Annotated in this window: 10 protein-coding genes; 3 read left to right on the forward strand and 7 right to left on the reverse strand. The window is 52.1% G+C overall.

The features are described 5' to 3' along the window. Window positions 1–198: 198 nt before the first annotated feature. Genes HA49_RS06295 through HA49_RS06305 form a run of 3 tightly spaced genes read right to left on the reverse strand, consistent with a single transcriptional unit; the run spans window position 199 to window position 4,848 of the window. The gene (locus HA49_RS06295; RefSeq protein WP_038021266.1) at window positions 199–3,798 is read right to left on the reverse strand and encodes a molybdopterin cofactor-binding domain-containing protein; all 3,600 of its coding nucleotides are present in this window, start codon (window positions 3,796–3,798) and stop codon (window positions 199–201) included. Next, window positions 3,785–4,324 carry a (2Fe-2S)-binding protein gene (locus HA49_RS06300; protein WP_038021268.1) on the reverse strand — a complete coding sequence of 180 codons (540 nt, stop codon included), beginning with the start codon at window positions 4,322–4,324 and terminating at the stop codon, window positions 3,785–3,787. The genes HA49_RS06295 and HA49_RS06300 overlap by 14 nt, the downstream gene beginning before the upstream one ends. A gap of 53 nt (window positions 4,325–4,377) precedes the next feature. Continuing rightward, entirely contained in the window at window positions 4,378–4,848 is a 471-nt protein-coding gene (locus tag HA49_RS06305; protein ID WP_038021270.1) for a MarR family winged helix-turn-helix transcriptional regulator, read from the reverse strand. A 511-nt stretch (window positions 4,849–5,359) separates the two neighbouring features. On the opposite strand from HA49_RS06305, the gene HA49_RS06310 reads away from it, so the two are divergent. Both HA49_RS06310 and HA49_RS06315 read left to right on the forward strand, forming a co-directional pair. Continuing rightward, on the forward strand, window positions 5,360–6,676 hold the full coding sequence (locus HA49_RS06310; protein WP_084706379.1) for an MFS transporter: 1,317 nt from the start codon (window positions 5,360–5,362) through the stop codon (window positions 6,674–6,676). A gap of 52 nt (window positions 6,677–6,728) precedes the next feature. Beyond that, window positions 6,729–8,024 carry a solute carrier family 23 protein gene (locus HA49_RS06315; RefSeq protein ID WP_038021272.1) on the forward strand — a complete coding sequence of 432 codons (1,296 nt, stop codon included), beginning with the start codon at window positions 6,729–6,731 and terminating at the stop codon, window positions 8,022–8,024. Window positions 8,025–8,060: 36 nt separating this feature from the next. Here the strand turns inward: HA49_RS06315 and HA49_RS06320 are convergent, their stop codons facing one another. The 4 genes from HA49_RS06320 to HA49_RS06335 are packed head-to-tail and all read right to left on the reverse strand — an operon-like array spanning window position 8,061 to window position 11,428. Next, on the reverse strand, window positions 8,061–8,699 hold the full coding sequence (locus HA49_RS06320; protein ID WP_038021274.1) for an isochorismatase family protein: 639 nt from the start codon (window positions 8,697–8,699) through the stop codon (window positions 8,061–8,063). Further along, the gene (locus HA49_RS06325; protein WP_038022574.1) at window positions 8,692–9,465 is read right to left on the reverse strand and encodes a maleate cis-trans isomerase family protein; all 774 of its coding nucleotides are present in this window, start codon (window positions 9,463–9,465) and stop codon (window positions 8,692–8,694) included. Before HA49_RS06325 ends, HA49_RS06320 begins: the two co-directional genes overlap by 8 nt. Continuing rightward, window positions 9,465–10,283, reverse strand: a complete 819-nt coding sequence (locus HA49_RS06330; protein WP_038021276.1) for an alpha/beta fold hydrolase — start codon at window positions 10,281–10,283, stop codon at window positions 9,465–9,467. Before HA49_RS06330 ends, HA49_RS06325 begins: the two co-directional genes overlap by 1 nt. Next, entirely contained in the window at window positions 10,280–11,428 is a 1,149-nt protein-coding gene (locus tag HA49_RS06335) for an FAD-dependent monooxygenase (RefSeq protein ID WP_038021278.1), read from the reverse strand. Before HA49_RS06335 ends, HA49_RS06330 begins: the two co-directional genes overlap by 4 nt. Before the next feature lie 792 nt (window positions 11,429–12,220). On the opposite strand from HA49_RS06335, the gene HA49_RS06340 reads away from it, so the two are divergent. Beyond that, complete coding sequence (locus tag HA49_RS06340) at window positions 12,221–13,276, forward strand: 2,5-dihydroxypyridine 5,6-dioxygenase (protein ID WP_038021280.1); 1,056 nt, start codon at window positions 12,221–12,223, stop codon at window positions 13,274–13,276.

Genomic DNA, 13,276 nt, shown 5'->3' on the forward strand with positions numbered 1-13,276 from the left:
GTTAGTATAGTGATAAATATATTTTTTCCTGAAAGGACAGGATGTTGCTCTGTAAGGAGATTGCCATTCTACGGGCAGCAGTAAACCCACAGTAGTCAACCGTGTGACTCAAGGATGAACCTGTTTCATGACATCCTTTAGCTGTGAATCGGCAGTGCCCGTCCTGGAACCACGACTGGACAGGCACTGTTCAGCGAATCAATGACTACCTGGATTGGCGCGTACTCTGGCGACCTGAGCCGGTAAATCTTCCCATGCGGGTTCATTACTGGCATAGCGTTGGCGAAGAAATGCGGCAATGTCGGCAATTTGCTTATCGCTCATATTTCCGCCAAATCCTGGCATATAGCCCAGCCCATCGGTGGCGGGTTTATCAATCCCCCGCAAAATGACCTGTAAAAGGTTATCTGGCTGACGACTGAAAACACTGCTGCTCTTCGCCAAATCCGGACTGACGCCAAACAACTTTGGCCCCCCGTGGGCAGCACTGTGGCAGGCCACACAGGCTCCGTTAAACAGACGCTCCCCGGCGATGGCATTGCCGGTGGAAAATGTCACGGCAGGCGCAGTACTGGTTGGCTGCGGCTCTGGCGAAGTTTGACCATTGATATTGGTGAGATAACGGGCCATCGCCCGGAGATCACTCTCGGGCAAGGTCGCCAGATGGCTGACTACCGGCCCCATCGGTCCTGCAGCAACGCCATGATCAGCGTCATGCCCGGTACTCAGGTACCGGTAAAGACTTTCCTCGGTCCAGGGCACTGCCGACTGATTCAGTTGATTGAGTGCCGGGGCTTCCCAGCCATCGACCCAGCCGCCCGACAACGCGCTGTCGCCGGTTTTCTCAGCCCCTAACAGGTTCCTGGGTGAATGGCAGGCACCACAGTGACCTGCACCTTCCACCAGGTACGCCCCCCGGTTCCACTCAGCGCTTTGCGTTGTATTCTGCTGATATTCTCCACGCCCCAGGAACATGGCATTCCAGCCTGCCATCAGCGGTCGGAAGCTGAACGGAAAACGCATTTCATTAGGCGGTGGTGTTTGTTTAACCGCCGGCTGCGACATCAGCCAGGCGTACAATGCCTGCATATCCCCGTCGCTGATTTTACGGAATGAAGTATAAGGAAAGGCCGGGTACAAATGGTGCCCGTCGCGGCTGATCCCTTCACGCATCGCTCGTTCAAAGGCGGTATATGACCAGTTACCAATCCCGGTATCGGGATCCGGGGTGATATTAGTTGAATAGAGCGCGCCGAACGGCGTATCCATCCTTAGTCCACCGGCATTCACCGCGCCTTCTGACGCCGTATGGCAGACGGCACAATCCCCGGCGGCAGCGACCAGACGGCCACGTTCCAGAGTCGCTTCTGACCAGGTACCTGCAGACGGCGTTTCAACAGGCGCAATCGCCATTCTCCATGGCATTGCATTGATAGCCAGCCCTACTGCCGCTCCGGTAAGCCCGGTCATCCCGCCAAACAGCCACTTCCGGCGGGTATTTTTTATCGGCGCTTTCGTCGGCGAAGCAATCTTCGGCTGTGGGTCCGGGCCGTTCAGAGCTTCACGTAACCGGTCTGAGGTGATGGGTAATTCCCGGAAACGAATGCCGGTGGCATCAAATACCGCATTGGCAATAGCCGCCGCACTGGGGACCGAAGCGGACTCACCGGCCCCGAGCGGGGGATCGTAGGGCCTTGGCATCATCAGTACATCGACATCCGGCACTTCCGGGAAAGTGAGCACCGGATAGGCTCCCCACTCTTTTGCGGCAATCGTGGAATTCTCAAATGTCAGGGTTTCTTTTAATGCTCTGCTGGTCGACTGAATGACGTTACCGTGGATTTGGTGTTGGACTCCGGCAGGGTTAACCATCATACCGGCATCGTGTCCTACCGTAATCCGGGTAACCGCAATCTCACCGGATTTTTTATCTATAGCCACATCCGCTACCCAGGCCGCCCAGGCGGCACCAAAGCCGGGGAATTTACTGTGAATATAGCGCGCATAAGCAAATCCGCGTCCGCGCAGAATGCCATTCTCATCCGGAACTATCGCTGTACCGGTGGCTTTGGGTTGCCAGCCGGCACGATCAGCCGTTGCCCTCATCAGTTCGGCGGCACGCTCATCCTTAATATACCTTAGCCGGTATTCGACCGGGTCTACCCCGGCCGCTTTTGCCAGTTCATCCATATAGGATTCATGGGCAAAGGTATTAGGCAGCGCGGATACCCCGCGCATCCATGATGCCCGGATGAGTGGCGCCATATCCTCAATAGTGATCCGCATATGCTTATAGTCATACGGAGGAATTGAAGTTCGGTCACCCATTTCATAGGCAAGGGCAATCGGGTCGACACGCCCGGTCAGAAGCAGAGCCAGTGTTGGCGATCCGTTCGACGGGTAAGATGTTTTAAAGTCGTAGACCAAGGGATGACCATTTTCATCCAGCCCTCCGTCGACTTCCATTAACTGTGCAGTGCCTTTCGGCTCCCACAGATGCTCCTGCTGCCGGGTCAGTTGCACTCTGACCGGACGGCCGACAGCCCGCGATAATAAAACCGCATCCGCCGCAACATCATCAGCACAGTTACGTCCGTAGCAGCCAGCCGCTTCCATCCGGTTAATTTCAATCAACGACTCTTCACATTCCAGCAGCCAGGCAATATCCGCCTGAAGTACATGGGGGTTCTGAGTTCCAGACCAGACACTGATCAGTTCCGGGGAATAATCTGCGACCGCGCAGGAGGGGCCGATAGACCCATGCAACTGATAGGGCCAGAGATAGCGACGGGTCAGGCGGCGATCGACGGCGGCAAGCGCGGAATCAACCTCACCGGTATCATGAACCACCCGTGAAGTACGGGGATTATCACGGATCGCCTGCTCCACATCACTCATGTCCGGAATAGCCTGTTGCCATTGTTTCCAGCGGATTTTCAGACTGTGCATCGCTTGTTCTGCCTGATCTTCGCGTTCAGCCACCACCCCGACAAAATCAGCTATCCGCACGACCGAAATCAGGCCCTCAATATGCGCGACCGAAGATTCATCGATATCGATTAACGACTGTCCGACAAATGACCCGCTGTCAAAACCGGCATAGGGTGGCCGTATAACCCTGCCATGCAACATGCCAGGCAGGCGCAAATCCTGCACCCAGGTCAGCTCACCAGTGGCTTTACCCGGTATATCTACCCGTGCGGTACTCTCACCGACAATACGGTATTCCGAAGCAGGTTTCAGCGCTGCCTGACCACTGTTGGTGATCCGGATATGCTGACCACGGACTAAGTCAGCAAACGAGAGGCTACGCCTGTCAGCGCCCTCTTCCGCGACGGAAAAGACCCCATCCAGCAAAATGAGCTGTTGCGGTTCGACAGATAACCGACGGGCGGCTTCGTGGCGCAGCCATAGTCTGGCCTCAGCGGCCGCCTGACGAAGCGGAACCGCAGAAATCTGAATCGAGGCGCTGGCGATGGTCGCTCCCTGATTGGGCGCACGCTGGGTATCGCCCAGTACCATTGAGACCTGATCCATCCTAAGATACAGTTCTTCGGCGACAATCTGTGCCAGTGAGGTTTTAATTCCTGTACCTAAATCGACATGACCATTAAACGCCAGAACCTGTCCGTCATCACAGATGGCAATAAACAGCCCCAGTTCCTTCGGTTTCAGTACCGGCTGGCGGCCTTTAGGCACCAGGCCGGCCGGGGGCTGAATCTGATCGACAACCAGCAATACGCCTTCTTTTTCCAGCAACTGTTGCCGGGTAGGTAAATCGTGATTACTCATCGGCATTCTCCTCCGTCAGTCGCTGACAAAGGATAACGGCGTGCCTTGCTGCCTGCAGAATTTCAAGATGAGTGCCGCAACGACAAAGATTACCTGACAGTGCCTGACGGATTTGCTGTTCATCAGGGTTGGGGTTGTCATTCAGCAAGCTGGCGCAGGTCATGATCATGCCATTCAGGCAAAAACCACACTGTGCCGCCTGCTTATCGATAAATGCCTGCTGAACCGGATGGAGGCGCTGGCGGTTCCCCAGACCTTCCAGAGTGGTAATTTCCCGTTGACGGACGCCCCAGGCAGGGATCACACAGGAACGAGCGGCGATGCCGCCAATCAGTACCGTGCAGGCCCCGCATTCCCCCAGCCCACAGCCATATTTAGGCCCGTTGAGCGACAGTTCATTACGAAGCACCAGCAGCAATGAGCTGTCTTTATAAGCACTGACATTGCGTGTTTCACCATTCACCTGTAAATCAAAATGTTGCAATTTTTTTTGTAACGCAGGTGCTCCGGTCTCAGTTATTTTATCTTGCATCGCTCCCCACCTCATTTTCCTTCCAGACCTGAGGTGAAGTGTGCGATGTCACCTCAGGACATGTGTGATTCTTCGTCTTCAAGCATTTTCTTTAATAAAAAATCCAGCGCCACACGCTCGGCAGCATTGAGCCTGCCATAGGTCAACTCGGTCACCTGGCGGGCCCGGGGAATGGTGTCACCGACCTGAGCCATACCTTCATCAGTTAGCGATAAAATCACTTTTCGCTTATCCTGAGTATCCTGAGTGACCGCAATCAGCCCCCGGGCTTTCAGGCGATCGACAACGCCGCGAATAGTGGCCTGGTCAACCGCAGTTATTCTGACCAGGTCGGTCTGTGCACAGGGACCCGTTTCACGAAGAGCGCACAGGGTGATAAACTGCACTGCCGTCAGCTGCGCCTCGCCGATATTTTGCTGAAATATCGCCTGGTGGCGCTGATAAACTTTGCGCAGCAGGTGCCCGACCTGAGCAGTAAAAAAGTAGTCAGCAACCGCAGGGTCTGTAAGGGGCTGTTTTTCCATTCATCTGTTTCCTGGTTCACGATAATCTGGAAATGACTTTAGCTGATCGTCAGCAACCCGCAAACGTTTTCTTTATTAATCCCCCGAAGCTTTGCCGTGGCTTCCATGGACAATCACTTCAAGTGCCTACGCTGTTATTTTATTGCTTTGCAATTATCAGGCCAGTTTCCATAATGCCTGCTGAGAGGCATATCACACCCTATTCTTCCTCCCCGGACATCGCGGCCGCACAACGCAATGGCAGTAACACCAGGTGACCGCACAATAATGATGCAGTCATGGTTGCTTATCATGGCTTATCCTCCTGAATAATTGCATCCAGACTGACAATCTCTATCAATAGAGTGTACTCACTATTTTTGGCCTGATTGTTGCAGGTGTTTGTACAGTGAACGCCTCCGGACATATCGCAACCGGCCAGGCTGTCCTTAACCGTTCCGGGAAACCTAAAGCCCCCGGATCCATTCCCCGAGCCGGCTAAGTGCCGGAACAGACTATCCGGAGACTTTGTATGAGCATTGCACCTGCAGATGTAAATACGTCAGTGTCAGCGGCAGCCCGTAACCACCAGGCTTACCGTAAGATCACGTGGCGGATTATTCCGTTTCTTTGCCTCTGTTACCTGGCGGCCTATCTGGACCGCATCAATATCGGTCTTGCCAAGCTGGAAATGGCCAGCCAGCTACAACTTAGTGAAGCGGCGTTTGGATTAGGCGCCGGCTTGTTTTTTGTTGGATATATTCTGTTTGAAGTCCCCAGTAATCTGGTCCTTGAGCGGGTCGGCGCTAAAATCTGGATTGCGCGCATAATGATTACCTGGGGGTTGCTCTCTGCCGGGACATTATTTGTTCAGACCGCTACTCAGTTCTATATTCTGCGTTTTCTGTTAGGTGCCGCAGAGGCAGGTTTTCTGCCCGGTGTACTGTTTTATCTGACCCGCTGGTATCCCTCCTGGCGTCGTAGCCGTATCATTTCGCTGTTTATGATTGGCCTTCCGTTATCCGGAGTAGTGGGAGGTCCTCTATCCGGCTGGATCATGGCCGCATTTTCCCACCACCAGGGGATGCAGGGCTGGCAGTGGATGTTTCTGTTGGAAGGTATCCCGACGGTCATTCTGGGTATTCTGACGTTCTGGGTGCTGCCGGACACTGTTGGTCAGGCAAAATGGCTGTCCGGGGATGAAAAAACTCAGATTAGTGCCGAACTGACTAAAGATGCGGCAGAGGCGACTCATGCCCGCCACCGCTTCCGCGATGGATTTTTCAATCTTAAGGTCTGGATGCTCGGCGGAATAGACTTCTCGATTCTACTCAGTGCCTATGCAATGGGTTTCTGGATGCCGACTTTTATCAAAAATACCGGTGTTCACGACATCAGTACCATTGGTATGTTGACAGCGATCCCCAGTCTGGCGGCATTGATTGGCATGTTGTACCTCGGGGCAAGTTCAGACCGCTACCGTGAACGGCGCTGGCATATCATTATCCCGTTTATCGTAGGTGCCATTGCCATGGGGGCCAGCACTTTCTTTACCCATAACGTGATTGCCACTGTATTACTGTTTTCGGTCGCACAGTTTGCCATTATCGGTGCAGTACCGGTGTTTTTTAGCCTGCCTGGTACCTTTTTACAAGGCACCGCGGCCGCGACCGGATTTGCCCTGGCCTGCTCTGTGGCTAATATCGCCGGGCTGGTCAGTAACTCCATCATGGGTCTGGCGATGCAATATACCGGTAGTGGTGGCGACGCCCTGTGGGTATTTGCGGTCTGTTTGTTATTAAGCTGTTTGCTGGTGATTGCGCTGCCGGCAAAACTGGTTAACCGTTGACAGATGGCCGGCTTCGGTCGGCTTTTATTTCCCCTCACCTTCGGTACACACTATGGCTTACTTTCCCCGCTGGTCACTGACCCAAAACAATACGGTATACCCTGAGCAACGATTACCGGCAGGAGCCAGTATTACTATGGGTATTCAACACCTCTTTGCTATGTCCGGTTCCACCATTCTTGGCCCTTTACTGATGGGTTTTGACCCGAACCTGGCCATCCTTTTTTCCGGCATCGGCACCTTAGTGTTTTTTATCTGTACCGGCGGACGACTGCCCGCCTATCTGGGGTCATCATTTTCCTTTATCGCGGTAGTGCTGGCCGTGACTGGCTGGAAAGGCACTGGCGTCAATGCCGATATCCCGCTGGCACTGGGAGGCATTATTGCGGCCGGCGTCCTGTACGTCATTATTGGCGGCATTGTCAGTGCTACCGGCACCAGCTGGATTGAAAAGCTGATGCCACCGGTGGTCACCGGGGCGGTGGGTACGGCTATTGGTCTGAATCTGGCTCCGGTGGCTGTGCAAAGCGCTCAGGGAAGCGGGATGCATATTCTGGTTGTTATGGTGACATTACTCTCTGTGGCCCTGATTTCTGCATATGGCCCGCCCTCGCTGCGGCGGATTTCTATTCTGGCCGGCATAGTGACTGGTTATCTGTGTGTTATCGTGCTGGGTAACCTGGCTGGCCTGATGCCAGCGATTGATTTTTCGGCCCTGGCTCAGGCCCCGTGGTTCGGAGTACCGGTCTTTGTTCATCCGCAATTCAGCACATCAGCCATGATACTGATAGCACCCGTAGCCTTTATTTTGATTGCCGAAAACCTTGGGCATATTAAGGCAATCAGCGCCATGACGGGCCGGGATCTTGATCCTTACATCGCCAGAGGGTTTATCGGCGATGGTCTTGCGACAATTGTGTCTGCCTTCAATGGCGGCACCGGTGTCACCACCTACGTAGAAAATATGGGCGTAATGGCAGTGACCCGGGTGTTTTCGACACTGGTGTTTCTGATTGCAGCTTTTTTCGCCATTGCACTGGGATTCTCGCCGAAATTTGGAGCCTTGCTGCACACTATTCCGGCACCGGTACTGGCGGGGCTGGCTGTCGCAGTATTTGGATTAATCGCTGCTGCGATGATCAGATTGTTCGTCGACAATCAGGTGAATTTTGCTGAGCCTAAAAACCTGTTTACAGTCGGTGTCACACTGGTATTGGGGGCAGGTAATTTTTCAGTCAATATCGGCAGCTTTGCGATGGGTGGAATTGGTACAGCCACCCTGGCGGCCATTATTATCCACCAGATAATGAGTATTGGCTCCGGAAAATCGTCACAGCAGAGTCAATGACACACAAAGGGTGACCGCTGCCGCGGTCACCCTGCCTCAGGATGATGGTTGTAGATGATCGATAAACTGCTGAGCAGTAATCACATCGCCATATTTACTATCAATATCAAACAGGTTGGCTTCGTGTGGGTCACGGTGCCTGTCACCCACCCCGTCACGCAGTACGATAGTACGAAAACCATGCTGCACAGCATCAACCGCTGTCGCACGAACACAACCACTGGTTGAACAACCGACAATCACCACGGTATCCACGCCCTGAGCGGTCAGGGTTGCGGCCAGGCTGGTACCAAAAAAAGCACTGGCATATTGCTTGGTAATGACCAGTTCACTAGCCAGGGGTTTCACCTGTTCACAAAACTCAGCAGCAGGATTGCCCTGCACCATAGCCCTCATTACAGGCGATTTCTTAACCCATATCCCGCCATCAATCTGGTCTGGCAGGTGATAGAGAATATTGGTGTGAATGACCAGCGTCTCTGTCTGACGGGCTACCGCCAGTACCTGCTCGCTAACATTCACCGCCGTCACCACATCCGGAGCGTATAACGGCAGGCCCGGTGTGGTGTAACCCTGCATAAAGTCCACCAGCAGCAATACCGGTTTCTTACCGAAACCGATACGGCCGTTCCAGACCCCCTGGTAATTTTCTGCCGCGGAAATCGTATCAGTCATGCGACGTCCTCCCGGGCCAGGCACCGGATAATAATGCTCCGGCACCAGGGACAATGGTTTCTAACCCCAGCGCATTTAACATTGACCAGGTGGTCGCAATGGCTGCCGTAATCACCGGTTTTCCGGTTAAGGCTTCAACTTTCGCTACGACCGGCAAGGAAGGCATCTGCACGCAGGCAGAAAGCACAATCACATCTGCATCCTGGTAATTAAGTCCGCTGACGATGGCCGGTAATTTCTGCGGATCATGCCGGGCCACTTCCAGGTTATCCGCAATCTCCAGCGCGACCGAATCGACAATCTCAAAGCCCTCGTGGCGGATGTAATCCACCACCAGTTCAGTCAGTGGTTTCATGTAGGGCGTCACTACCGTAATTTTGCGGGCCCCCATCATTTTCAGTGCATCGACTAACGCCCCTGCACTGGTCACAATCGGTGCCGGAGCCAGATTTTCTGCCGTGACATTACCCAGCCGCTGTTCAGATTCACGATGATAACCATACCCCATGGCCATAATAGCCACCAGGCATGCATAACACAGCACGTCCACCCGCGCGTCGGATAATTCCAGCGCACAGCGGTCAGACTGGGCATCCATAGCCGCCAGTTCCTCTTTCTTAACATGTTTCATCCGCATACGGCTGGAATGAAAGGTAAAGCGTTCCGGACGGATCAACTGCCGCGCCATCAGCATGGCGGGTATTTCAGTTTCCATAGTGGTGTTTGAGCTGGGTACAATCTGCCCAATCTTATACACTTTGCTCATCATGCTTTCTCCGGGAATGAGCAGTTAAGATAGCTGCCCAGCACACGGAAAAAGTCAGCTTCGTCATCCCACGGGATCATATGCCCGGCACCCCGCACCCGGGCTACCGTCACCCCCGCATTCAGTTGCTGTATTTCGGCTTCATCTTCAGGCAGGATGACCCCGCCTTTCCCTGCCACCATCAGTAATGCCGGCACCGTTAACTGCGGAATATACTGATGAATATCATCTTCATGAAAATCGTTAAACGCCTTCACAATAGCCGGTAAATAGCAGGTATGCAGCCATTCAGCCCGAAGCTGTAATTGCTCTTCGGTCCAGGTAGGACAAAATGCTGTCATCTGCTCACCGCTCATTCCTGCCAGTGATTGCTGTATAGAGTCGACATACCAGTTCAGTTTGCTGGGATAAGCCCGTCGGCCCGGACCTGAAACCGGTGGGTCAATTAAAACAAGCTTTTCGAGGCCATTGCTGTCCAGTGTAGCGCTGCGGATAGCAAAGCGTGCTCCCATTGAGTGTCCGGCGAGAATATAGTTTTTAAGTTTCAGCGCTTTCGCAAAATCGACAATATCCTGAGAACAGGCATCAGTACCGTAATCCAGCCCTTCGCCGGTAGAAGAGAGACCACGACCTCGGACATCCAGCACATAAGTATCATAGAGTTGCCCCAGTCGCTCAGCCACAAACCCCCAGGTAATGGCCGGGCTGGTAATTCCAGGCACCAAAATCAATGGCTGACCTTGACCACCATAACGCAGAAAGTGCAGCCGCACTGAACCCAGGGCCTGGTTGGCACCATACAGAAAGGTCGAACTCATACATTATCCTCCTCAGTACGACGAATAGGCGCAGCATAGACGTCATAACCGTAGACCCAGGAAGGATCTTCCTGGGATTTTAAAAATGAATTAGCATTTGAGACAGACTGAACCCGGGTAGCGCGGTCTTTACGGTTTAATTCATAGAGTCTGAATGCCGACGAATAATTTTCCAGCCCTTCCAACTGCAGGCAACGCGTCAGCATGGCAGCATCTTCTATCGCCATACCCGCCCCCTGTGCCATATGAGGCTTCATTGGGTGGCAGGCATCTCCCAGCAGTACCAGACGGCCATCACTCCAAACCGGCAGCGGGTTACGGTTATTTAAAGGCCAGATCGTAATGTCCTCGCTGGCGGCAATCATTGCCTGAATTCGCGGATGGAATTCGGCAAAAGCATCGTACATTGCCTGATGATCGCTTTCTAAGAAAGAGCGCCCTCCGGTATCCATTTCTTCCTGAGGGACACCGGTAACATAATAGTATTCGTCACGTTCGCGGGTGGTGTAGTACGCCATCAGGTGACGATCTTTGTGCCACCATTTAACACAGTCATCCAGGGGATGTTCAGCCCGCAACTTTTCCAGTTTTTCACCACGGATTAATGCGCGATGCGCCACCCAGCCACTGTACAGAGGTGGTTCGGCCCCCAGCAGGATTTCACGAATTTTAGAATTGATCCCGTCAGCACCTACCACGATATCGGCTGTTGCGGTGGTACCATCGGTGAAGTAAAGGGTGACATCATCGGGAGTCTGTTCAACATTTAACAGTTGTTTCCCATAATGCAGCTTTTGCGGGTCCAGGCTCTGCACCTGCAGCAGATGCATGTCTCCCCGGTGAACAGTGATGTAAGTTGCACCATAGTCACGGACGCTGGCTTCGGCCATAACTTCGGCATTGCTGCCATCCCGGCTGATCCAGGCATCCGGATCACAGCCCATGGCTTCCAACTGTTGTTCCAACCCCATCTCACGGAACACTTTCATGATATTAGGCCCCACATGGATACCCGCTCCGATGCGTGAGAACTCTGGTGCCTGTTCATAAACATCAACATCAAAACCGGCGTTTTGTAATAAACGTGCTGCGGCTGCTCCACCTAACCCTGCGCCTATAACCGCAATTTTTCTGGATTTGCTCATGAATGTGCTCCGGATACATTTTTTAATCACAATGAACGCAAGATGACCTCTTACATCGCGTATTAAAATGTATACCCGCAATTTAAATTAAAGTCTATACACTATAATTATTCGGTATGCACCACAGAGAAAAGATGAACCCTTACGTCGCATTTTAAATAAAATGCATATATATCAACATTTTATAAATAACAACAAAACAAACCCAGGCTATCACATCTCCAGGGACACTTGTAAATGCATCCTTTTAGAGCGTAATGACTTATTATTATCCATTTCACCTCACTGCTCGCACCACAGCAGGGCACCTGTCAGACTCCGGAGATTAAAATAAAAAGATAGCTCCGAAATTCTGGTAAATATAAAAATATAAAACCGTTAAATAACAAAAAAACCATATTAAATTTAATAAATCCCTTTTATTTGTGGTGTTATACACCAAAAAATAACAGTTAAAAATATGATGATCAGCCGCCAGACAAGACATTTGACTGTTATCCGGGCTACCCTCCCTCAGAGGGGCAATGTAAAGTGTGGACGCTTTATATTTTTTGCAACCTGTCACTACGGCAGCTGGATTAATTGCCGAAACCTCAGCTGTATCACTGCAATCCGCCCTACTCATACTGACAAATCACGCAGTAACTCATAGTTTTTTCTTATTCCTGAGGGATTTTCTTGCGCTGCTAAGCAGATCATGAATATAACAGTAAATATAGTGTGTTCACTTTATTAGCCTTGCTGACACTAAATACTGTGCCGGTGAATCCTATAACTGTAATGAGGTAATCTATGGCAGTAAATGACAGTGAATTTGCCAGGATGTTTGAACAGGTACTTCGATTATCCGGCGTGGATAACACACAGAGTGTTGCCATTCTGAAAAGCCATTACTCAGATCAACGTACCGTCAGGGCGGCAACCGATGCGGCGTTAAGGCTGGGCGCAAATGTCTATGGAATTGAACTGCCTTCCTTCAACCATCCCAAAGCCATGGGCAACGACATGACAGCGTATTGCGGAGATACGGCATTGACCGGCAATCTGGCCGCTCAACGCGCCCTGGAAGCTGCTGATCTGATAATTGATACCATGATGTTGCTACACTCCCCTGAGCAGGAACAGATTCTTAAAACCGGCACCCGTATCCTGTTAGCCGTCGAACCGCCGGAAGTGCTGGCACGTATGTTGCCGACGGAACAGGATAAACAGAGAGTGCTGGCGGCGGCGGAAGTACTGGAAAAAGCATCCATAATGACGGTGAAATCAGCGGCGGGCAGCGATTTTCGTGCACCTTTGGGCCAGTATCCGACCGTTACAGAATACGGTTTCGCAGACAAACCGGGTCGTTGGGATCACTGGCCAAGTGGATTTTTGTTTACCTGGCCAAATGAAGAACAGGCCGAAGGGATTTTGTCACTGGATATTGGCGATATCCTTTTACCTTTTAAGAGTTATACCCGCGAAAAAATTACCCTGGAAATTGAAAAAGGATTTGTCACCAGGATTCATGGTGGCTTCGAAGCAGAATACCTCAGGGACTATATGCGCTATTTTAACGACCCGGAAGTTTATGGTATTTCCCATATTGGTTGGGGATTGCAACCCAGAGCACAATGGACTGCCATGGGACTACACGACAGAAATGACGGTATGTGTATGGATGCCCGTGCCTTTTACGGAAATTTCCTGTTTTCTACCGGCCCTAACACTGAAGTCGGTGGCACACGTAAAACACCCTGTCATATGGATATTGCTCTTCGGAAATGTGATATCCGTGTTGATGATCTGCTGGTGGTTTCTCAGGGCGATGTCGTCGCCCCTGCCGCCTCAGTCTCCGGTGACTGA

Source organism: Tatumella morbirosei (assembly GCF_000757425.2).
Lineage (GTDB): Bacteria > Pseudomonadota > Gammaproteobacteria > Enterobacterales > Enterobacteriaceae > Tatumella > Tatumella morbirosei.